At 50.7% G+C, this 23,776-nt stretch carries 16 protein-coding genes and 1 tRNA gene; 6 read left to right on the forward strand and 11 right to left on the reverse strand.

Annotated elements, in window-relative coordinates; all coding sequences use genetic code 11:
- Positions 1-59: 59 nt before the first annotated feature.
- Genes mlaD through ACYQ2M_RS08230 form a run of 3 tightly spaced genes read right to left on the reverse strand, consistent with a single transcriptional unit; the run spans position 60 to position 2,086 of the window.
- The gene (mlaD, locus tag ACYQ2M_RS08220; RefSeq protein ID WP_459915851.1) at positions 60-524 is read right to left on the reverse strand and encodes an outer membrane lipid asymmetry maintenance protein MlaD; all 465 of its coding nucleotides are present in this window, start codon (positions 522-524) and stop codon (positions 60-62) included.
- On the reverse strand, positions 517-1,272 hold the full coding sequence (locus ACYQ2M_RS08225; protein ID WP_459915852.1) for an ABC transporter ATP-binding protein: 756 nt from the start codon (positions 1,270-1,272) through the stop codon (positions 517-519). Before ACYQ2M_RS08225 ends, mlaD begins: the two co-directional genes overlap by 8 nt.
- A gap of 22 nt (positions 1,273-1,294) precedes the next feature.
- Complete coding sequence (locus ACYQ2M_RS08230) at positions 1,295-2,086, reverse strand: MlaE family ABC transporter permease (RefSeq protein ID WP_459915853.1); 792 nt, start codon at positions 2,084-2,086, stop codon at positions 1,295-1,297.
- 462 nt (positions 2,087-2,548) lie between these two features.
- Between ACYQ2M_RS08230 and ACYQ2M_RS08235 the strand changes: the two genes are divergently transcribed.
- A complete protein-coding gene (locus tag ACYQ2M_RS08235; protein WP_459915854.1) occupies positions 2,549-3,022 on the forward strand; it encodes a hypothetical protein in 474 nt (157 codons plus the stop codon).
- Positions 3,023-3,024: 2 nt separating this feature from the next.
- Positions 3,025-7,245, forward strand: a complete 4,221-nt coding sequence (locus tag ACYQ2M_RS08240) for an acyl-CoA dehydratase activase (protein WP_459915855.1) — start codon at positions 3,025-3,027, stop codon at positions 7,243-7,245.
- On the opposite strand, the gene ACYQ2M_RS08245 is transcribed toward ACYQ2M_RS08240, so the two are convergent.
- From ACYQ2M_RS08245 to ACYQ2M_RS08255, 3 genes are all read right to left on the reverse strand, one after another.
- The gene (locus ACYQ2M_RS08245; RefSeq protein ID WP_459915856.1) at positions 7,242-9,695 is read right to left on the reverse strand and encodes a DNA internalization-related competence protein ComEC/Rec2; all 2,454 of its coding nucleotides are present in this window, start codon (positions 9,693-9,695) and stop codon (positions 7,242-7,244) included. The two genes, ACYQ2M_RS08240 and ACYQ2M_RS08245, sit on opposite strands and share 4 nt — an antisense overlap.
- Before the next feature lie 24 nt (positions 9,696-9,719).
- Entirely contained in the window at positions 9,720-10,970 is a 1,251-nt protein-coding gene (gene murA, locus ACYQ2M_RS08250) for a UDP-N-acetylglucosamine 1-carboxyvinyltransferase (RefSeq protein ID WP_459915857.1), read from the reverse strand.
- A 218-nt stretch (positions 10,971-11,188) separates the two neighbouring features.
- A tRNA-Leu gene (locus tag ACYQ2M_RS08255) sits at positions 11,189-11,276 on the reverse strand.
- Between the two features lie 359 nt (positions 11,277-11,635).
- Here ACYQ2M_RS08255 and ACYQ2M_RS08260 point away from each other — a divergent pair.
- From ACYQ2M_RS08260 to ACYQ2M_RS08270, 3 genes are read left to right on the forward strand one after another with little or no spacing between them, the layout of a single operon-like run.
- Positions 11,636-12,301 (forward strand): Maf family protein, encoded by a 666-nt coding sequence (locus ACYQ2M_RS08260; RefSeq protein ID WP_459915858.1) that lies wholly within the window; start codon positions 11,636-11,638, stop codon positions 12,299-12,301.
- A complete protein-coding gene (locus ACYQ2M_RS08265; RefSeq protein WP_459915859.1) occupies positions 12,302-12,994 on the forward strand; it encodes a YggS family pyridoxal phosphate-dependent enzyme in 693 nt (230 codons plus the stop codon).
- Positions 12,991-13,533 carry an epoxyqueuosine reductase QueH gene (locus ACYQ2M_RS08270; protein WP_459915860.1) on the forward strand — a complete coding sequence of 181 codons (543 nt, stop codon included), beginning with the start codon at positions 12,991-12,993 and terminating at the stop codon, positions 13,531-13,533. Before ACYQ2M_RS08265 ends, ACYQ2M_RS08270 begins: the two co-directional genes overlap by 4 nt.
- 114 nt (positions 13,534-13,647) lie before the next feature.
- On the opposite strand, the gene pilB is transcribed toward ACYQ2M_RS08270, so the two are convergent.
- From pilB to ACYQ2M_RS08285, 3 genes are read right to left on the reverse strand one after another with little or no spacing between them, the layout of a single operon-like run.
- Entirely contained in the window at positions 13,648-15,870 is a 2,223-nt protein-coding gene (gene pilB, locus ACYQ2M_RS08275) for a type IV-A pilus assembly ATPase PilB (RefSeq protein WP_459915861.1), read from the reverse strand.
- A 12-nt stretch (positions 15,871-15,882) separates the two neighbouring features.
- Entirely contained in the window at positions 15,883-16,098 is a 216-nt protein-coding gene (locus ACYQ2M_RS08280; protein ID WP_459915862.1) for a hypothetical protein, read from the reverse strand.
- Positions 16,099-16,104: 6 nt separating this feature from the next.
- Positions 16,105-17,973, reverse strand: a complete 1,869-nt coding sequence (locus ACYQ2M_RS08285) for an ATP-binding cassette domain-containing protein (RefSeq protein ID WP_459915863.1) — start codon at positions 17,971-17,973, stop codon at positions 16,105-16,107.
- Positions 17,974-18,157: 184 nt separating this feature from the next.
- Between ACYQ2M_RS08285 and ppdK the strand changes: the two genes are divergently transcribed.
- A complete protein-coding gene (ppdK, locus tag ACYQ2M_RS08290) occupies positions 18,158-20,869 on the forward strand; it encodes a pyruvate, phosphate dikinase (RefSeq protein WP_459915864.1) in 2,712 nt (903 codons plus the stop codon).
- Positions 20,870-21,002: 133 nt separating this feature from the next.
- On the opposite strand, the gene ACYQ2M_RS08295 is transcribed toward ppdK, so the two are convergent.
- Together ACYQ2M_RS08295 and ACYQ2M_RS08300 are read right to left on the reverse strand one after the other, a co-directional pair.
- Positions 21,003-22,160, reverse strand: coding sequence for a hypothetical protein (locus ACYQ2M_RS08295; RefSeq protein ID WP_459915865.1), 1,158 nt, complete (start codon positions 22,158-22,160; stop codon positions 21,003-21,005).
- A 9-nt stretch (positions 22,161-22,169) separates the two neighbouring features.
- Entirely contained in the window at positions 22,170-23,528 is a 1,359-nt protein-coding gene (locus ACYQ2M_RS08300; RefSeq protein ID WP_459915866.1) for a UDP-glucose dehydrogenase family protein, read from the reverse strand.
- Positions 23,529-23,776 lie beyond the last annotated feature (248 nt).

Raw genomic sequence — 23,776 nt, forward strand, 5'->3', positions numbered from 1 at the left:
GGTCGTAACTTCTATCTCTCTGCTAAGAAATTTTTATACGCTTACATGCATTTGATGCATCATTTCTCCGGGTCTTTGTTAAAAATATACTTACTCACCAAAGATTCAATATCAATGGCGGATTCCGTGTTAAAAAGGGTATCGCCATCCTCCAGGGTCATGGTGGAACCTCCGGGGGACAGATTGATATACTTATCTCCGATAATACCCGAAGTTTTCACCGAAGCAATGGCATCTTCGGCAAGGATGACATCTTTGTGAATCCCCATGACCACCCTGGCCAGAAGCTTTTTGGTGTCCAGATTAACAGATACCACCCGGCCGATTTCCACCCCTGCCATTTCAATGGTGGCACCGGTTTTAAGTCCTGCCACATTGCTGAAATAGGCATCTATGCGGTAGGTTTTACTGCCACCGATCTCAAGATCACCCAGAGTGACCAGCAGATAGCCGGAGCAGAGCACTCCGATGATGACAAAAACTCCCACATAAAACTCAACCCATCTCCTGTTTAGATTACCCACTGATTTTTTCCTTTCCCTCTATAAAGTTTATAACAGTGTCCAGGCGGGTTTTTAAAAATTCCCGTGTATTATCCTGAAGAATTATTTTTCCCTCATCCAGCATGGCCACCCGCTGGGCAATGTCAAAAATGTCGGGAATCTCATGACTGACCACCACCGCCGTAAATCCGAATTGAGCCTGGTATCCCTTGATCATGTCATGTACGCCCTGCTTTCTGACAGGATCAAGGCCCGTGGTGGGTTCATCAAAAAGCACCACCTCGGGATCGGTGATCAATGCCCTGGCAAAGGCCACCCGCTTTCTCATGCCGCCGGAAAGCTGGGCCGGATATTTTTCTTCAATGCCGGACAACTCCAGCTGTCCCATGCGGGTTATCACGCGTTGTCTAACCTCGGCCCTGGAAAGTTCCGATTTTTCAACAATGGGCAGGGCAATATTCTCAAACACCGTCATGGCATCAAAAAGGGCATTATCCTGGAACATGTAACTTACCCTTTTTTTAAATTTCCTGCGAGCGGAACGATCCATTGCAGTCATATCTTTGCCGTCATAAAATATCTTTCCCGAATCCTGGCTTTCCAGGCCGATGATGTGTTTAAGCAGCACGCTCTTACCACTGCCACTCTTGCCGATGACGGCGGTGATCTGTCCACGGAAAATCGAAAGATCAACCCCCTCCATAACCCGGGTGTCTCCAAAACGTTTCTTCACATCCACAAACTCAATCAGAGGTGTTGTCACAGACATATCTCCCCTTTTATATTCCCGGTTAAAGCAACAGCCAGGTAATGAGATAATCAAAAAAAAGAATCAAAACAGAAGATGTCACAACGGCACTGGTGGTGGAAGCGCTGACACCCTTGGCACCATATCCGCCACCGACCTGAAGGTGGGTAAAAAACCCCCGGGAACAGCACACAGTGGTCACCACCAGGGAGAACACCAGAGATTTCACAAATCCACCTGTTACATCAGCCATGACCACGCTTTCCGTGACCCGATAAACATAGATACCCGGATTTATTCCCAGCATCAGAGAACCCGTGATATATCCCCCGAAAATACCCAGCACATCAAACAGGGCCGTTAACAGTGGAAAACTGATGACGGCTGCGGCAATGCGGGGACTGAAAAGAAACCGAACCGGATCAATATCCATGGTTTCCAGCGCATCAATCTGCTGGGAAATTCTCATGACACCAAGCTCTGCCGCCATGGAAGAACCGGCCCGAGCCGTCACCATGATGGCGGTGAGTACGGGTCCAAGTTCCCGGATCAGGGTCAGGGCCACGGCGGAGCCAAGCATGCCTTCGGAGCCAAACTTCACCAGGGTATAATACCCCTGAAGCCCCAGTACCATGCCGGTGAAGATACCGGTAAGAATAATTACGCCCATGGATTTCATGCCGATGAACCAGGTGTGTTCGACCACCTTGAACACCTGCCAGGGAAGGGTAAATATATGAACAATACCCATGGTCATGAACAGACAGGTGCGACCGGTTCCCTCCACCAGTCCCATGGTACTCCTTCCCAGATATTCAATGTACTTTCTTATCATCTCAAACCTTTATTTCATATAATCCACATGACTGTAACCACCAACCGCAACGAAAATCGAAACTCCAATCATTGCAGTGTCTTAGACGGAGTTTCATATAAAAAAGGCCAACACATAATCACGCGATCAAATTGCCAAAGGTGACTGGCAATTCCATGACAAAATTTACACAGATCTACTATAACCATACATTGATAATATGTCCAAGGTTTTGGCATTTTTTTCATGACCTTTTGACGTCTTTCGTGGGTGTCCACCCCAGGCCAGGGAAATACGCCACAAAAAGACTTAAGGCGGTGAGATACCCCTTGACACTTCCATTATTTTGCAATACGTATTGTATAGAATAGCACGCAACATTAAAACTTTATACGGGTTTCATACCGGAACACTCCATATCTGACGACAGAACTCAGTTTCAGGTGCTTTCCAGTATTTTCACCCGAACATCAGAGGTCCCCCATGACACGTAAAATCACCCTTAGCATCCCGGACATGCTCCATGAAAAAATGGAAGAATGGCGAAAATCATTTAATCTTTCCAAGATGTTCCAGGACGCACTTTCCGATGCCATCCACAAAAAAGAAGCCTTCCAAAAAAGATTACAGGAGGATCATGACATGGTGGATATCATTGAACGACTGCGGTATGAAAAAATGCAGTCCGAAGGAAATTATTCTGAAAATGGGAGACTTGAGGGCATAGAATGGGCCAAGAATGCCCATTATGATGATCTGATGTACGTCCTTGATCTGACACCGGTGACGGGCATGATTTCTGACCCCCGCATGGAAATGTATTTTGCAGGTATCACCGGAAAAGATCCCTTGATGGACGTATCCCCCGAGGGAGTCAACAAACACGCCCGGCTCTTCATTGAAGGATGGCACAGGGGCGTTATTGAACTGTGGAATGAAATAAAGGAGAAAATCTGACCATGGCATCCGTATTCAATATTCTTGGCATTGATGTGGGATCGGTATCCGTATCCGTTGCGGCCATTGATTCTACTGGCACCCCCTTTCATAAGAATGCCATCACCCACAGAGGCGACATAACCGGGGCACTTGCAAAAGCCATTGCCCCCCTTGATCTCACAGACATTTCAGCCATTGCTGTCACCGCATCCACCCCCACCACCATTCAGCGGGATGCTGCCTATGACGAGCAGGTGGCCATCATCCGTACAGCAAAGGAGCGCCACGGCACCCCGGGGGCCATTCTAAATGTGGGGGGGGAAAAATTCAGCCTCAGCCTGTTTGATGATGCCGGTAATTACACCGGTTCCCGGAACAACACGGCCTGTGCCGCAGGGACAGGCAGTTTTCTGGATCAGCAATCCACCCGTTTGGGTCTTTCCGGTCCCGGAGAACTGAGTCGGGCCGCCTTTGAAAACAATCAGGAAATCCCTGACATTGCCACCCGGTGCGCCGTGTTTGCCAAGACCGACCTCATCCATGCCCAGCAGGAAGGATTTAGTGTGCCCCAGATCTGTGACGGGCTGTGCCGGGGGCTTGCCAGAAACATTACCAACACCCTTTTTACGGACAAGAAAATTCGGGAACCCATCCTTTTATGCGGCGGTGTTTCCCGGAATCTTTCGGTGAAAAAGCATCTGGAGAGCCTCATTGAAGCCCCACTGATCAGCGATGAGGATGCCCATCTGTATGGGGCCATGGGAGCAGCCCTGTGTCTGGCCGATGATATCCGCCAGGGGATTATGCCCTTGCCCGGGTCCCGCAGATATATCACCATGGACGATATCATGACCGCCCAACGCCAGAATCACGAAAAACATTTTTTCCCGGAACTGGATCTGCCCCTCTCCACCTACCCGGATTTCAGCAAGGGAACTCATTTTGTGGAAAACAATGTGGAGAACGACATCTACATGGAACCCGGCCACATGGACAGCTCCCATTGTTTTCTGGGTATGGATGTGGGGTCCACCAGCACCAAGGCCGTTATTATCACAGAAACCGGACAGGTGGTGGCCGGATTTTATACCCGCACCGCCTCTCGGCCGGTCCAGGCTGTGCAGGCCGTTTTCAAGTCCATCGATACCTTCATCACCACCCACCACCTGACCATTAATATTAAAGGATGCGGCACCACAGGATCCGGTCGAAAACTTTCCGGGGCCATCATGGGGGCTGACCTGGTGCTGGATGAAATCACGGCCCACTCCCGGGCTGCCTTTGAGCTGACCCCCACCGTTGACACCATCATTGAAATCGGGGGCCAGGACGCAAAATTCACCACCATGAAAAACGGGGTGGTCACCTCCTCGTTCATGAACACCGTGTGCGCCGCCGGTACCGGCAGTTTCATTGAAGAGCAGGCCTCCAAGCTTGGTTGTCCCCTTGCCGAGTACTCCCAAAGGGCCCAGTCGGTTCGCTCCCCCATTTCCAGCGATCGCTGCACGGTTTTCATGGAGCGGGACATGAACCATTTTCTGTCCGAAGGTTACACCGTGGATGAAGTCTTGGCATCAGCCCTGCATTCGGTGCGGGACAACTACATGACCAAGGTGGCCACCGAAGCCAGGATCGGCAGCACCATTCTTTTCCAGGGAGCCACGGCCAAAAACAAAGCCCTGGTGGCGGCCTTTGAACAGCGTCTTAAGAAACCCATCCATGTGTCTCCCTACTGCCACCTCACCGGTGCCCTGGGGGTGGCGCTTACCCTGAAAGACCAGGCTCCGGCCCGAACTACTTTCCGGGGATTTAACCTCTGGAGCCAGGAGCTTCCCGTCCGTCGGGAGACCTGTCAATTGTGCACCAACCACTGTAAACTGACCATTGTAACCATTGAAAACGACACCGTGGCCTTTGGGTTTCTGTGCGGCAGGGATTACAACACCGATCACTTTGTGGCCAAAAAAAATCATTTCCATCTATTACGTGCCCGTAAAAAAGGGGTCACCCTGCCCCATCCCACCCCTGTGAAATCAGACTTCACCGTGGGAATCCCGGCGGGCCTTCATCTTATGGAAGACCTTGATTTCTGGAAAACGTTTTTCAATTATCTGGGTGTTAAAACCATCACCAGTGAAAAAATGAAAGCACCGGTGACCCGGGGACGGGCCATTGCCACAGCGGAATTCTGCACCCCCATGGCGGCCATGCATGGTCATGTGGCAGATCTGCTTGAAAAGGCGGACTGGGTGTTTCTGCCCTATTACTTTGAAAACCGAAACGCGGACAAAAAAACAAGACGTCAATACTGCTACTACACCCAGTATATCCCTTCAGTCATTGCATCCCTGGCGGAAATTGACAACAGCCGTATTCTCTCTCCGGTGGTTAAATACCTGTACTCCGGGTTTAACACCAAAATGGAGATTTACCGGGCATTTAAAAAAATTCCCGGGGCAAATTTAAGTTTCTTTGACATCGCGTCGGCCCATGAAAAGGCGCTGGAATGGAAAAAAGGTGCCGCACAGCAGCTGCGGGCCATCATGACCCGTCAACAAAATCGCGCCACGGACATAGATGTTCTGCTTGTGGGCAGACCCTACACCATTTTATCAGAGGGGCTTAATGCCGGAATTCCCGATATCTTTGCCGGTATGAAGGTCAACGCCTTTTTCCAGGACATGCTGGATCTGGATCACCACCGTTTTGATGAAATTGCCCCTCTTTTACAGGAAATTCACTGGGAACATGCCGCCACCATCCTCAAGGCAACCCTGGTGGCAGCCCGGACAAAAAATCTGTTTCCGGTTTTCATAACCTCATTTAAATGCTCGCCTGATTCCTTTTGCGTGGGCTATTTCAAGAAGATCATGGAAGCCCACCAGAAACCCTACCTGGTACTGGAGCTGGATGAACATGACTCCAGTGTGGGATATGAAACCCGCATTGAAGCCGCGGTGCGGGCATTCAGAAACCACGCCGCAAACATGGATACACCCGCAAAAGTTTGCCTTTCCCACATCAATCCCCATCTGGAAACCGCCCTGACGGACAAAACCATTGTCTTGCCCAACTGGGACCCCATCATCGGCGAATTTCTGGCGGGGGTACTGCGGGGGGAAGGGTACCGGGCCATTCTCATGGAAGAAACAGATAATACCATTAAAAAAAGCCTGAAAACCAACACCGGGCAGTGTATCCCCTTGAATGCCATTGCCGCAGGCTATGCCCAGACCATACGAAATCATAACCTGGACCCGGCCCGCACCGTGTTGTGGATGAGTAAATCCGACATTGCCTGCAACATAAAGCTCTATCCCCACCACATAAAGACCCTGTTGACGGACATGGGGGAAGATCTGGAACAGGCAGGCGTATACAGAGGAGAACTGCTCTACAGTGAGATTTCCATAAAAGCCTCCCTTAACGCCTATTTTGCATATATGTTCGGCGGGTTGCTCAGAAGTCTGGGATGCAGCATCCGACCCTATGAATGCAATAAGGGGGAAACCGATGGTGTCATTGACCGTGCCGTGGCTGTCATAAGGCAATCCTTTGAAAAAAACACATCCAAGGAAGAGGCGCTGGCCAAAGCCCTTGACCCCTTTAAACACATTAAGACAAAGTTTGAACCCGGGCGGCCCAAGGTGGCCATTTTTGGTGATTTTTATGTAAGAGACAATGCGGTGATGAGTCAGGATCTCATTGGTTTCATAGAGGAAAATGGCGGAGAGGTGGTCACCACGCCCTATTACCGTTTTGCAAAGATGATTGCCGATCCCTATTTCAGAAAATGGTTCAAGGAAGGAAAATACTTAAGCCTCCTGACCAACAAAACCCTGCTCACGGCCATGGGGCTCATGGAAAAACGATATTACAAATATTTTGAACCCCTGCTAAAGGAGTCAAACCCGGCCTATGATGATCCCTTTGAAACGATCCTGGCCCGGTATGGGATTCTGCCGGAGCACACCGGGGAATCCATGGATAATATCTTAAAAGTTCATTACACCCTGAAGGCCCACCCGGACCTGGCTCTGTTTGTCCAAGCCACCCCATCCTTCTGCTGTCCTGGCCTTGTCACCGAAGCCATGGCTGCCACCATTGAAAAACAAAGCGGAATTCCCATGGTGAGCATCACCTATGACGGACTGGGGGGCAATCCCAACCGGGTCATCATCCCCTTTCTGCGCTATGCGGGCAGCACCGGGCATCCCCGGGACATGCAGAAATCCATTTAGCGACTGGTTTCAACATACCAGGTGATGCCGTTGGAAACAATGTGCAGGGCACCGTCCCGGTCGGTACGGTACAGGGGAATGTTTCGCTCCTGATATCGCTTTACCACCCGGGAATGGGGAAATTTGAAGCGGTTGTGCCATCCACAGGAGATCAGGGCCGCAGCTGGCTGCACCTGGTCCAGAAAAACGGCCGTACTTGAAGTATTGCTGCCATGGTGCGGTACCATGAGAAGGGTACTTTTCAAATCATGGCCCCGGGAGACCTCCAGCTGCTCCTCCCGCAGGGCCATGATATCAGCGGCAAAAAGCATGGAAAATCCCCGGAATCCCACACGCAACACAAGGGAATTGTTATTAAAACTTTTTTCTGATGCTTTTATATTTCCATGGCTGTCATTAAACCCGGGTAAGAATCTGAAGGTGATATCCAGGGCCGGTGCCAGATTCTCCCCTTCGGGGTCCACCTGGTGAACTCCAATTCCCCGGAAACGGGTCAGCGCCATAAGCCGTTCATATACGCGGTTATCCACCTGATCTGTATTTTTATACAGCACCTTCACCCTGAAATTTTCCAGAATATACACCAATCCGTTCATGTGGTCTGCATCCGGATGGGTGAGCACCACCCCATTCAGGGTCAGAATATGCTGTCTCCACAGAAAAGGAGCCACCAGATACCGCCCGGTGTCAAATATCTCATTGCTTGAAAACCCGCCCCCATCCACCAGAAAGCATGCCCCTCCGGGCAGACGGATCAGAGCGCTGTTGCCCTGCCCCACATCCAGCATGGTAATATCAAGGGTCTGTGTAAAATATCGTTTATGTACATCCACAGCCCCATGGACAAGAACAATTAAAACCGCTGTTATACCCATAAAAAGCCCCATTCTCGGCGCCTGGCTCTGGAACCACACATAAACGCCCCCCATAAAAAGATACCAGGCCACCACATAAAAAAGACCAGGGGTCACCGTTCTCACCCAGGCACCCGGCAGTTCACACACCCAGGCAAGAAAAAGAATGCACGGCATGGCCAGTTTACCTGCAAGGACAAGACAGGCACTGGAAACCGTGGGAACCAAGGGAAACGTCAGAAAAGCAACAAGCCCCAGGGGAAGAACCCCGAACCCCACAACGGGAATGGTGACAATGTTGGTGAACACTCCGGCGGGGCTTGCCATATTAAAATAGCGCATCACCAGGGGCTGGGTCCCGGCAATGGCCAGAAGGGAGACCAGAAAAAAGAGTGCCGCTTTGTTCACAAGCCCATTACCAGAACCTGGAAAACCCCGGTGCCGGGCAAGATCAAGGCCTGAAACGATGAAAACAACCGCTGCAAAAGAGAGCTGAAAGGAGATGGAGAAAAGCACAGCCGGATTCAACAGCAACATAACAATGGCCGCTGCGGCCAGGGCATTTAAGGTGATATTTTCCCGTTCCATAACAAGGGAAGCCATCACCACGGACACCATGACAAAGGCCCGCTGGGTGGCCGGGGAAAAACCCGATATCAGGGCATACCCCGCCAGGGGAACAAGGGTCATCAGGGCCGCACCCTTGCGGGCCAGGCCCCGGATCAAAAGCGGGGTAAAAAGGGAAAGAAATTTCTGAAACAGGAAAAAAAACAGGGTGGCCACAATGGAAAGATGGAGCCCTGAAATGGCCAGAATGTGTGAAGCCCCGGAGCGGGCAAACATATTTTGAAGGTCCAGTGGCAAATGCTGACGATTTCCCAGCACCAGGGCCTCCAGCAACGCCGCAGCACCGGCATCTTTGACCATGGCATGGATCTGTTGGGAAAAGGCATCTCGCAGGGAGGCCACCCCATGGATAAAGGCGGTCGACCATCCAGGGGGGTGGCAGGAGGGGGCAAGAAAAAGATCCTGTCCCCGGGAATAAAGAGAGGCCTGAAGGCCCTTTTGTTTCATGAACCGGACATAATCAAACCCCCCGGGGTTGGCAAAATTACGAAAGGCACGGATACGGCCCTGAACCAGCAGATGATCACCATATTGAAGGGGAAACCTTCCCTGTCTCACGGTGAGTCGGATACGCCCTGTGGCAGGCCGGGGATCATAACGGGTTCTTCCCACGGCGGTGGTTTCAAACACCAGGCGTTGAATGGATCCCTGTTCGGGGAACAGGGTAACCACCCTGCCCCATACCCAGAATTTACCCTTATTGCTGTGGGAGAGAATATTGGACGGGGAAAGGCTGGGAAACTCAACCGAGTGGATCAGCACCACTCCCATAAGAAAAAAAAAGCCCCCCCTGAACCAGGGGCAAGGGATGCGGTTAAGGCGCTTGAATAAAACCAGGCAGCCCACGGGAATGAGCAGGTAAATAAAACCATCGGCCCATGCTCCCCAAAGCGAACCCGCAAGAATGCCAAGGCATAACAGCAGACCCGGAACAACCAGGGGCGGGCAGTTCCATTTTTTAAATGTCATCCCATGGTAAGGCTCCCCGGCAGATCATACCCGTCGAATATCCGCCCCCAGGGCCGCAAGCTTTTTTTCTATGGCTTCATAGCCCCGGTCAATATGATACACCCGGTTAATGGTGGTTGTCCCCCTTGCCGCAAGACCTGCAATAACAAGGGATGCACTGGCCCTTAAATCCGAAGCCATCACCTGGGCACCGGACAGATACGCCACCCCCCGGACCATGGCATAGTTCCCCCCGGCCAGGGAAATGTCTGCCCCCATGCGCTGGAGTTCATTGACATGGATAAACCGATTTTCAAAAATGGTTTCGTGCACCACGCTGTTGCCCCGGGCCAGGGACATGAGCACCATGAACTGCGCCTGCATGTCCGTGGGAAACCCGGGATATGGCAGGGTTTTAATGTCGGCGCACCCGATGTTTTCCATCCCCTGTACCCGGACCCCGTGGGGGGTAATATCCACCGGGGTTCCGGTCTGTCTCAATTTGCTGATAATGCCGCCCATGTGTTCGGGCTCCGCCCCTTTTACCAGCACATCCCCCCGGGTGGCAGCGGCGGCCACCAGAAAGGTGCCCGCTTCAATGCGATCGGGGATCACTCGGACTCTGGCCGGGTTCAACTTTTCCACCCCATTGATCTTAATCACGGCGGTTCCGGCTCCCTGAACATCGGCACCCATGTCGTTCAATGCCTGGGCAAGGGCCATGATTTCGGGCTCCCTTGCGCTGTTTCTCAACAAGGTGGTGCCTTTGGCCAGAGTGGCGGCCATCATGAGGTTTTCCGTGCCGGTGACTGTGGGAATGTCAAAATAAATCTCAGCTCCCCGGAGTCGATCCGCCTTTGCAATGATATCGCCATGGTCTATTTCAATGGTGGCACCCATGGCTTTAAGCCCCTTCAGATGAAGATCCACGGGACGGGCACCAATGGCGCACCCCCCGGGTAAAGATACCCGGGCCTGGCCGAAGCGGGCCACAAGGGGGCCAAGCACCAAAATGGAGGCCCGCATTTTTCTGACCAAATCATATTCCGCCGCCACCTTGTGAACCCCGGAAGCGTCAATGGTCACGGAATGATCCTGAGATTCAACCCGGGCGCCGAGATCTTTTAAAAGCAGCTGAATACTCTGGATATCCATGAGATCGGGAATATTGGTAAATTCCATTTTCCCGGCCACCAGAAGGGCCGAAGCAAGAAGGGGCAGTGCGGCATTTTTGGCACCGCTAACAGTGACTTCCCCCTGGAGTTTTCGTCCGCCATTTATTTCTATTTTCTGCATATTTATTTACATCTCTTTCTGACGTTTTAACAACGCCGATGACTCCGGAGGGATAACATCTTGTCCCCCTGTTTTGAAGGCCAGGGAACAAACAAAAAAAGGATTTCGAAGGTGGGTCGAAATCCTTTAAAAAACTCAGCAATCCTGATGTCAAATCAAAACGATGGGAGGGGGATGAAAGAACCCCGGAAAGTTAAAAATCAGCCTTGCTGAAAAAATGGTACCTGGGACGAGAATTGAACTCGTACAGAGCTATGCTCCGAGGGATTTTAAGTCCCTTGCGTCTACCTATTCCGCCACCCAGGCAAAAAAACTGTTCCTTCATATAACATACCGGTTTTTTTTGCAAGTGCTAAATTCACCGAAAACAACTTGGATTCACAGGGCCTTACCCTCATTTCGGACAAATATTACGATCGGGCACATTCCCATTCTCCCGATTCGAGGCTTAATCAGAGAGGGGGCAGTTTTGCGTTATTGGTATTATCGTTATTTTTGGTATTTGCACAGGCTGTGCAAAGATAACGCCAATAACACAAGCCTGAGCCCGTTGGCCCCACCAACATGACAAACAAATCATATTGTAACAAAATCTAAGAAATGGGAATACGCCCTTGCCATTCGGCCTGCGGTTGAGGTCCTTACTATCCATGAAGGGGTAAACAATGGTGTTATCAGCCCCTGACTTCTCTTGTCATATTCTGGCGGGTCTGATAACATGCGCTGCCATGAAACATCTAACCCATAACAATGAAATCATACTGGCCTCCCAGTCCCCCCGGCGTAAATATCTGCTGGAACAGGCGGGCATCACTTTTTCGGTGGTCCCTTCCCACATTGATGAACAAAGGCAGTCAGGAGAAACGCCCCGGACCTACGTGGAAAGACTCTCCCGGGAAAAGGCCCTGGACATTGCAAAATATCATGACACCGCCTGGGTTATTGGTGCCGACACCATCGTGGTGGTGGACAATACCCTTCTTGAGAAACCATTGAACACAGAGCACGCCCGGCAGATGCTTGGGCAACTGAGCGGCAGAACCCACACGGTGTTCACCGGGGTTACCCTGTGCGGCCCCGGCGGTAAAAAAGTAATCACCTGCCACGTAACCACCGAAGTTGAATTTAAAACACTGACACCGGCGGAAATCAACTGGTATATCTCCACCACCGAACCCTTTGACAAGGCGGGCGCCTACGCCATCCAGGGCCTTGGCACCTTTCTGGTGAGGGGTATCCACGGCTCCTACACCAATGTGGTGGGCCTGCCCGTGTGCGAAGTCATTGAAATCTTGATTAAAGAAAATGTCATAAGGAGTTTTGATCAATAAATGCAATCCATTGAACAACGACTGGCCCACATCAGAAACGAAATCCGCGCAGCGGCCCTGGCCTGCGGCAGGAATCCTGAAACCATTGAGCTTGTGGCTGTGAGCAAACGAAAATCCAGCCACGCCGTGGCAGCAGCCATCAAGGCCGGGGTAACCCTTCTGGGGGAAAATTATATCCAGGAAGCGGTGGACAAGATTGACACCATTGGCCCCGGCCCTGCCACCTGGCATTTCATCGGCCATCTTCAGACCAACAAGGCAAGGTTTGCCGTGAAATACTTTGATCTCATCCACACCGTTGATTCTCTGAAGCTGGCCCGGGAAATAAACAAACAGGCCGAAAAAATAAACAAGCGCCAGGCTATTCTTCTGCAGGTCAACATCGCAGATGAAGCATCCAAATCCGGCACCACTGCATCCCAGGCCCTGGCCCTGGCCCGGGACATCGCAGGCCTTGAACATGTCCATCTCGCAGGTCTCATGGGCATGCCCCCCTTTTTTGATGACCCGGAGGGTGCCCGTCCTTACTTTAAGGCCATGGCAGCCCTTTTGGCCACCATCAGGGCGGAAAACATCCCCGGCATAGATTTAAAACATCTTTCCATGGGTATGAGCGGCGATTTTAAGGTGGCCATTGAAGAAGGTTCCACCATGGTGAGAATCGGTACCGCCATTTTCGGGAGCCGGGAATGAAGATTCTACTTCACATGTGCTGCGGTCCCTGCACCATTTTCCCCCTTAAGGTGCTCCGGGAAGAAGGCGTTGATGTCATGGGGTTCTTCTACCGGCACAACATTCATCCCTACACCGAATGTCTCCGGCGGGAGGAGACCTTGAAAAAATATGCCAACCAGGAACAGTTCCGGGTGATCTGCCAGGATACCTATGAATTGGAGGCCTTTATTCAGGCCGTGGCCTTCCGGGAGGCGGATAGATGCAGATTTTGCTATCATGATCGCCTCAGCGCGGCGGCCCGGGTGGCCCGCAAGGGTAAGTTTGACGCCTTTTCATCCACCCTGCTCTACAGCCGATTCCAGAACCATGAACGCATCAGAAAGACCGGTGAAGCCATTGGAAAAAAAATGGGAATTCCCTTTTTTTACCGAGATTTCAGGACGGGATGGAAGGAAGGCATTGAGACGTCCAAAACCCTTGGCATGTATCGCCAGCAGTACTGCGGGTGCATCTACAGTGAAAAAGAGCGGTATTATCACCCGCCGAGACAAAGCTGATAATTTGATGCTTCATTTTGACGTTACACTTTAAAGCGCAATGACACCATTTTAAGGGCAAATTTTCACAAAAGTGCAAACTACTTTCCGGGTCATATGAAGGAGGTCGAAAATTTAGGAAGGTTTGGGTTTTGCGCCCCCCAGGCGCTGAACCAATATGCGGTCCGTGGCATTAAGGCGGTTGGCCAGCACCGTGAAAAGATGTTTGGCCACTTCGGGATATTTTTCAATGACATCCATGAGTTTGTCACCGGGGAATCGTTTAATTATGGAGCGCCCCTTGGACAAAATGGATGCCGACCGGGCCTCTCCGGTAATGGCTGCCATCTCTCCGAAATATTCCCCGGGCTCGGAAATCTCGGCAATTTTTTTACCCCCCTTGACCACATAAACAGCTCCCCGGACCAACTTATAAAAATCGGTGTCGGTATTGCCTTCCCGGATGATGACATCCCGGTCTTCATAGGTTTCCACATCGGGATTCACCAGATAAGCAGGCAGGGCCTCCTTGGTAATGGTGGTCTTTTTGAGCACCTCTTCCAGGGAGGTCATCCCCTGGCGCACTTTTTCAAGGCCCGCATCCCGCAGAGTGGTCATCCCCTCCTGGATGGCCAGCTTTCGCAGTTGATCTTCGGGAACCGCCGCGTTGATGGCCTTGGATACCTCATCTCCCACCTCCATGAGTTCGTAAAGTCCCACTCGCCCCTTGTAACCGGTGCCGTTGCAGTGGGGACATCCCACGGGCCCCATGATGCTAAGCGTAGGGATTTCCGCCTTGGAAAATCCATGCATCTCAAGTTCCTGGGGGTCATGACCGGTGACCACCTGCTTGCACTCCGGACACAACCGCCTTGCCAGGCGCTGGGAAAGTACCATGGTCACCGAGGATGCCAGCATGTAAGAGGGAATGCCTATGTCAATTAGTCGGCCGATGGTGGAGGGGCAGTCATTGGTATGAAGGGTACTGAATACCAAATGTCCGGTCATGGCCGCCTTGATGGCAATTTCCGCCGTGCCGATGTCCCGGATCTCCCCCACCATGATAATATCAGGGTCCTGGCGTAAAAAGGATTTCAGGGCCGCCGCAAAGGTCATGCCCACGCTGTCCTTCACAGGCACCTGGTTGATGCCCCGGAAGTTGAATTCCACCGGATCTTCAGCTGTGAGAATTTTGGTATCTTCCTGGTTCAGACGGTTTAAAATGGAATACAGGGTGGTGGTTTTACCACTTCCGGTGGGACCGGTGACCAGAAGCAGTCCATAGGGCATGTTAATGCACCGGCGAATGGATTCAAAGGTGTCAGATTCAAACCCAAGTTTTGCAAGATCCACGTTCAGGGCGCTCTGGTCCAGAATTCGCATGACCACGCTTTCACCAAACAGGGTGGGCAGGGTGGATACCCGGAAATCAACGGCCTTATTTCTGCCAAGCCGAAGTTTAATACGCCCATCCTGGGGAATTCGCCGCTCGGCAATGTCGAGTTCCGACAGAATCTTCAATCGGGAGATAACGGCGTTTTTAATGGACAGGGGTAAATTCATGGCCTTGTACAAAGACCCATCCATGCGATATCTCACCTGCAGGGATTTTTCAAAGGGTTCAATGTGAATATCACTGACCCCGTCATTGATGGCTTTAATCAAAATACCGTTCACAAGCTTGATGATGGGGGCATCGGAGGCCATGAACTCATCGTAGTTCTGATCATCGGTGGGCTGAACCTCAAGTTCCTCGGCGGCTTCGGACACCAGGGAACCAAAATCCTCCACCGAAGTCACCGGTTCATCGTCGACCTCTTCCTCAAAATGGAGGAATTCCTTGTACACCTCTTCACTGATTTTATAAAAATCGCGGTAGGCCTCAATGATATCGTTTTCCGTTGAAACCATGACTTTAAGCGAGCGTCCCAGCATTTCCTGGAGAGCCTCCACGGCACTGGTATCCGTGGGCTCAGTCATGGTGATGGAAAAACTGTCTTCGGTGAAACTCAGAGGAAAGACCATATATTCCCGGGCTTTCTCAAAGGGGAGCATTTCCAGGGCCTTCTTGTTGGGCTTCATTTCACCAATGCGGACCACCTGGTAATTGTACATTCTGCCAAGGACATTAATTATGGTCTCAGGATCAATATGTCCCATGCGCAACAAAATACTGCTAAGCCGCCCCCCGCTTTTTTTCTGCTGATTCTGGGCTGCCTGGAACTGCAGGCTGGTTATCTGCCCTTCTTTGGAAAGGATCTCACCAATGCGAATCCTGCCAGCACCGGATTGGTCCTTGATGGTGGATTTCAGGCGGGTCCTTCCACTTGTTTTTTTTGACTGAATCGCGTTGACCATGGGCATTCATCCCTATTTTTTTTTATAATTTTCATACAGTTTTCTGCCCCCGCCATACACCAGCAGAACCCCGAGAAAATAAAAACAAAATCGAATGATGGAAACAGCATTGACAAAGGCTTCCATATCCTGGATACGTGGCATTACTTGGGGAATTCGATAAAACACACCAAGGCCTGCCATCACCAGCATGGCACCCCATATCATCTGTATATTTCGTTTATCCAACGGATATTACCTCCCATCAATTTGTGCAAGTTCTTCTTCAAACACCCGGCCCTTGTCGTCCAGTTCGTCCATGTCCTGTTCCAGCTGTGAAAAAAGGTCATCAATGTCTTTCTGGCAGTTTGCAATGCTGCGGGAAAGGGACTCAATGTGCTTTCCATCCTGATTTTCCGCTGCTGTCTGCATTTGTGCATGAAGGTCCGTCAACTGTGCCTCACGGGTTTCAATGGTCTGCTCTGTGATGGCAATGCGTTTTTCAAGCCCCCCCAGAGCTGTTGATCTTCTGGAAACAATCTCGGACCTGAGCTTGCGAAGCATTTTTTTGGACATCTGCCTGCCCCCATCCGATGGACCATCCGCTTCATTGTCTGTTTTTTCCGTCACAGCATTTTTTTCTTCTTCCCAGCCTTCTTTTTCCAGGAATTCCCGGTATGTCCCCTCAAAGATATCAATGTTATTATTTTTAAATACAATCAAACGGTTGGCCAGAGAATGAAGAAACATTTCGTTATGGGTTACCAGCACCACGGCACCGCTGAAATTATCAAGGGCCATGACCAGAGAATCACAGGTTTCCATGTCCAGATGGTTGGTGGGCTCATCCAGAAGCAGCAAATTCAGGGGCCTTGCCAGAAGCTTGCCCAGCATCACCCGGCTTTTTTCCCCGCCGGACAAGACCCCGATTTGTTTCAATGCATCATCGCCCTGGAACATCATGGCCCCGCAGATATTTCTGGCCTGTTGACGATCCAGATCTTCATGGGCATAGAGCATCTCCTCCTCCACCGTGGCACTGAGGTTTAAGGACTGTACATTGGTCTGCTCAAAATAACCCATCTCCACCCCGGGATTGTACTTCACCGTTCCGGCAACGGGTGTAAGCATCTGTGCAAACAGTTTCAGCAGGGTGGTTTTACCCCTGCCGTTTTTACCCACAATGGCAATGCGATCCCCGGGTTGCACCGTCAAGGTGAGGTTTTTTATCAAAGGAATCAATGGATCATAAAAAAAGGAAAGATTTTCCCCCATCAGGAGCTGTTTTCCGGCAAAGGGCTGGTCCCGGAAAGAAAAGGACAGAGACTCAATCTTTTTAAGACCGGCTTTGTTTTCCATGCGTGCCAGAGCTTTGATGCGGGACTGCACCATACCGGCTAGCCGGGCCTTGGCCCTAAAACGCGTGATAAAGAGTTCCATCTCTTTTTTACGTTTCTCTTCGTTCACCCGGGTTTTTTCATAGATCTCTTCATCCTGGGCGATCTGTTCATAGTATTTTTGCGTATTTCCCTGGATTTTTCGGATAACTCCCCGGTTAATACCGGCTATGTGGGTGACAACACCGTCCATGAACCCGCGGTCATGGGTTACCAGAAGAATTTCCCGGGGCCACACCTTTAAAAAAGAGGTCAGCCAACGAATGGAGGTGATGTCCAGATAGTTGGTGGGCTCATCAAGCACCAGAAGATCGGGATCTGACACCAGCACCCGGGCAAGGGTCAGACGAACCTGGAATCCCCCGGAAAAAGATCCCGGGTCCTTTTGCATGTCTTCATCGGAAAAGCCAAGTCCTGCCAGGATTTTCTCCGCCTTCCAACTGTGGTCTTTTTCATGGGGGGGCAGTCCCTCCATGCATTCTTTAAGAACGGTCTTACCGGTAAAGGCAATGTGCTGGGTGAGATACCCCAGTCGATAGTCACCCGGGATCTGGATCTGCCCGGCATCAGGGGTTTCTCCGTGGGTGAGCATCTTTAACAGCGTGGTCTTTCCGTGGCCGTTACGCCCCACCAGCCCCACTTTTTCTCCAGGGTTAATCTGCAGACCAGCGTTGTTGAACAACACCTGACCGCCAAAACTTTTGGATATGGATTCAATGCTTATCATAGCAAATGTATATATCACAAAACATGAAAACAACACCATAATTTTTATATACACAACTGCCGTTATTACCTGTCCAAACAAATATTAAGCTTGACTTGTCTCCCCCTTTTGTTGTTAAGCTTCAAATTTTGATCAAAACTTTTTAGATTTAGAATGCAGACAATAGACTTGACATAGGAGAGACATGAAAAAATATATTTATCAATTTGGTAATGGCACCGCAGAAGGAGATGCCTCACAGAAAAATCTTCTGGGGGGTAAGGGTGCAAATCTTGCTGAAATGGCACGATTAAACTTACCTGTACCCGCAGGATTTACCATTTCAACCCAATGCTGCACCGACTATTTCAACGCCGGAGAAAAACTGCCGGATTCTCTACACCAGGAACTCAAGGAGGCCATGGCCACCATGGAAGCGGCCATGGGCATGACCTTTGGAGATCCGGACAATCCCCTTCTGGTATCCAGCCGATCCGGAGCCCGAAGCTCCATGCCCGGCATGATGGAAACGGTGCTGAACGTGGGACTGTGCCCGGCCACCATTCCGGGGATGATCCGGCAGACGGGCAACGAATGGTTTGTCTACGACGCCTACCGGCGGCTGATCATGATGTATTCCGACGTGGTCATGGAAAAGGCCGAAGGCATGGAGCCCGCCGACGGTATGGGCATCCGCCTGCACTTGGAGATGCTTTTAAACGACCTTAAAAATGACCAGGCCTATGACACGGATACTGAAATCACCACCGATGAAATGAAGGCCCTTTGCAAAAAATTCAAAGAAAAAATCAAAGACAAGCTGGGCAAAGCCTTTCCCGATGATCCCATGGAGCAACTCATGGGCTCCATCTCTGCCGTCTTTAAAAGCTGGAACGGCAAACGGGCCGTCTCCTACCGTCGCATCGAACATATTCCGGACAGCTGGGGCACGGCGGTGAACATCCAGAGCATGGTATTTGGCAACATGGGGGACAAATCCGCCACCGGTGTGGCCTTCACCCGGGATCCGGCCACAGGAAGTAACAAATTTTACGGAGAATGGCTACCCAATGCCCAGGGAGAGGACGTCGTGGCCGGCATTCGCACCCCCAACCCCTTGAACAATGATACCCGTTCCGACCACAATGCACACCTGCACTCCCTGGAAGAGGCCATGCCGGACATCTACCGGCAATTGTGTGATATAAGAGAACGGCTGGAACACCATTACCAGGACATGCAAGACATTGAATTCACCATCCAGCAGGGCACCCTTTACATGCTCCAGTGCCGGGTGGGAAAACGCACCGGCACCGCAGCATTGAACATGGCCATGGACATGTTTGAAGAGGGCATGATCGATGAGCCCACCATGATCACACGGCTTTATCCCAGACAATTAGATGAAATGCTCCACCCCGTGGTGGATCCCGAAGCGGAGAAAACCGCACCGGTGGTGGTCCAGGGGCTTCCCGCAGGACCCGGGGGAGCTGTGGGACAGATTGTGTTTTCTTCGGAAGATGCCGTGCTGTGGCAGAAAAAAGGTAAAAAAGTTATCCTGGTCCGGGAAGAGACAAACCCCGAAGACATTGAAGGCATGCGGGCGGCCCGGGGTATCTTAACTGCCCGGGGGGGCATGACAAGCCATGCAGCCCTGGTGGCCAGGGGATGGGGAAAATGTTGCATTGTGGGTGCTGGAGGCGTACACATCGATTCTGCAAACCGTACCATGAAGGTGGGCATAAATACCTTTAAGGAGGGGGATGTGCTTACCCTGAACGGCAGCAGAGGGCTAGTATATAAAGGGGCCATCCCCATGAAGGATGCCACGGCCAACCCCAAATTCATAAAATTCATGGCAGCCGCGGACAGATACCGTAAACTGAAGGTGCGAACCAATGCGGAAACCCCGAAGGATGCGGCCCTGGCCCTGGAATTCGGTGCCGAAGGCATCGGCCTTTTCAGAACCGAGCACATGTTTTACGGACCCAATTCGGACAGACCTCTTTTTCTGCTTCGCAAAATGATCTTAAGTAAATCCCTGCATGAACGGGAAAGCGCCCTTGACGAACTGTTCCCCTTTATCAAAGAAGAGATAAAGGCCACCCTGCTTGTAATGGACGGCAAACCCGTAACCTTCCGGCTGCTGGATCCCCCCTTACATGAATTTGTACCCCAGAAAAGACAACAGCAGGAAGCCCTGGCCCGGGAGATAGGCATTGACCTTGAAGAACTCATCAAAAGAAGTGAAGAACTCATTGAGACCAACCCCATGATGGGGCACCGGGGGGTGCGGCTTGGCATCACTTTTCCGGAAATCAGTGTCATGCAGATCCGCGCCATCCTGGAAGCTGCCGCAGAACTGATCCAAGAGGGGAAAAAACCTGTTCCCGAGATCATGGTACCGGTGACATGCAACGAAAAAGAGCTGAGCTTCACAAAAAAACTGGCACTTGCCACCCAAAAACAGGTGCTGGAAAAATATAAACTGGATGCCATTGATCATCAATTCGGCACCATGATCGAGATTCCCCGGGCGGCCCTGATGTCCCACAAAATGGCCGAGCATGCCGAGTTTTTCTCCTTTGGCACCAACGACCTTACCCAAATGACCTTCGGGTTCAGCAGAGATGACATCGGGTCTTTCATGAACGACTACATAGACAACGCCATTCTGGATGCTGACCCCTTTGAAACCCTGGACCAGGAAGCGGTGGGCAGCCTCATTGAAATCTCCGTTGAAAAGGGACGATCCGTGCGGCCGGACATTAAACTTGGTATCTGCGGTGAGCACGGTGGTGATCCGGCTTCGGTGGAATTCTGTCACAGGGCCGGGCTTACCTATGTGAGCTGTTCACCATACCGGGTCCCCGTGGCCCGACTGGCGGCGGCCCAGGCGGCCATCAAGTGGGGATGATCCAGGCCTTTTTGACATCTGAAAATAAAAATTAAGAACACTGGGGCAGAATCTATTTCTGCCCCATGTTGCTGGCAAACCCAAATGGAACACTTTAAAAAAGGGTCAACCGGTGAATGAAAAACGCACAATATCAATTGCGATGAAGAAATTCCATGTCCTTGTCCTGGGAATTTTTGGTACCGATGACCAGAATCTCAATACGATGATCTTCCGCCTGACGGAAATAAAGCCTGCCGTTATAAGAAAACAACACCTCAAAGGAGGCGGCCTTGTGTTTTTTTCCGGCAAACACCTTTCGTTTTACCACCACATTATCCGGATTTTCATTGAGCTGGTGCACCACCTCTTCGGCCTTGATCTGGAGATCATCACTTAGATCCAGCAGTCCGGTCATGGCCCGACGATTCATGTCAATGTTTTTATAAAGCACGGCAAAACGCTTGGCTGTAAAATTAAGCCCTTTTTGTTTCTTCTGCCCGCCTTTTTTCTGCTCATACTTTTTAAGCTTGTCCTTCAAAAGTTCTATCTCGTAGGTTTTGTCCTTCTGCAGCTCCACATTTTCGGCAAGCCGGTTTTCCAGGGACACAATCTCGTCAAACATTTCTTCTTCGGTTATGCTGGCCCGTTTCTGGGCATCCTGATGGCTTTCCCTCAAATCCTTCATTTTCTGCAGCAGACGGGCACGCTCTTTCTTTAAAATAACAAGACTTTTTTTATGGGCTTTTTCATCCACCAGCAGTGCAGCAAATCGTTTCTTCTTTTCCCGATTTTCCTGTATGGATTTTCCCATGCCCCTGCGATAATAAATCCCGAAAATCCCCATGGCAATGCTCATATAAACTGCCAGAATAAGATTGGCACCCAAAGTGCCATGGTGCAATCGCGGATTAACCTTGACGGTGAGCCCCTGCTTTAAAATGGTATAGTTATGCCGGGCAATGCCAAGAAATACCTTGTCATTAATTATATCCATGCCCTCGGAGGTTATTTCCGGAAAAAAAGGATATAAGATATCCCCTTCATTGGCAAACACAAGGATATCCAGCTGGAGCCCGAATCGCTTTACCCACACATCGGATTGAAGAAAAAGGTTGATGTTTTTTTCAATGGATTCACTAACACCCATGGCACCGTTGATGAGCATCTGGGTGTCTTCACCTATGCAGTTCTCAATTTTCTGCTGGTACCATCCCACACAACTTCTCTCAATAAGGGAAATGGTGCCGGTATAAAACACCGGTGTCAATAAAATACACAAGGCAACAATTCTGATGGGAAAATATTTCATGTCAGCCGTTTATTCCCCTGATAACTTTCCGGCCAACTCCCTGCCGATACCATGATATTCAAACCCATGCTCCGCTACCTCCACAGGATCATACAGATTCCTGCCATCAAAAATAACCGGTTGGCGCATCACCTCTGTCATGGCCTGGAATGATGGTTGCCGAAAGGCCTTCCATTCCGTCACCAACACCAGTGCGTCCGTATCATTCAATGCATCATAGGATGTGTCAGACAAACGCAGGCTGTTGTCTTTAAAAAACGCTGCCGGAAATGCCAGGCGGGCCTGGTCCATGGCCACGGGATCATAGGCCTGTACCGTTGCACCAGCGGCCAGTAACTGATGAATGAGCACAATGGCTGGTGCTTCTCTCATGTCATCTGTGCCGGGCTTAAAGGCCAGCCCCCACACACAAAATTTTTTTCCTGTGAGATCATGCCCGAACCGGGCCTTGATTTTTTCCCCCAGCATTTCCTTCTGCAGGCTGTTTCTGTGGGCCACCGATGCCAGCACGTGGGGCTCAATGCCTGCATCCCGGCTGGTGCGGATCAAGGCCGTCACATCCTTGGGGAAACAAGAGCCCCCATAACCGCACCCGGGGTAAATAAAAGAATACCCGATGCGTTGGTCCGAGCCGATACCTCTGCGGACATTTTCCACATCCACCCCCAGCCGTTCGCACAGAGTGGCCATCTCATTCATGAACGATATCTTGGTGGCCAGCATGGAATTGGCTGCATATTTGGTCATTTCAGCATCCCGGACCTGCATGGTGATAAGCTTGTCCCGGTTTCGGGAAAAGGGTGCATAAAGGCGCTTCATGAGGGTGATGGCCCGGGGACTGTCACACCCGATGATGATACGATCCGGGCTTAAAAAATCACTTACTGCGGCCCCCTCTTTTAAAAATTCAGGGTTACTCACCACATCAAATTCAAGATCACTGCCCCGCAGGTCCAGGACTTTCTGAATTTCTTTTTTCACCTTGTCCGCAGTTCCCACGGGTACCGTTGATTTATCCACAATCACGCTGTATCTGTTAATCACCCGACCAATGTCTTCTGCCACCTGTAGTACATATTTCAAATCCGCAGAACCATCTTCGTCCGGGGGGGTGCCAACGGCAATAAAAAAAATATCGCAGTCCTTTGCCGCATCTTCAAGGGAGGTGGTAAATTCAAGCAGACCCTCTCTGTGATTTTCAATGACCAGGCTTTCCAGTCCCGGCTCGTAAATGGGTAATATACCTTTTTTAAGATTTTCAATCTTTTTTTCATCCACATCCACACAGGTGACGGTGCTGCCCATTTCGGAAAAACAGGCCCCGGTGACAAGGCCCACATATCCGGTGCCTACTATGGTTATATTCACTATGTATTCCTTATTTTTTATTTGAGAAAACGTTTAATGGGTACTGGGTGCGGGTTAATTGGTGCCGGGGTACTTGATGTACGTGCACCTTTTCGTTCAAACAGGCGGTCTCCATATATTTTCGGATCATCACGATTCTGTTTTATGACTTGTAACTTTTTACGCATAAACGCTTATAATTGCGCCACAATTAACCCCAATCGCTCTAATTTGTGAAGGCCTTTTTTTGGGGGCACATTCCCATTTTT

It is taken from the genome of Desulfocicer niacini (assembly GCF_054657595.1).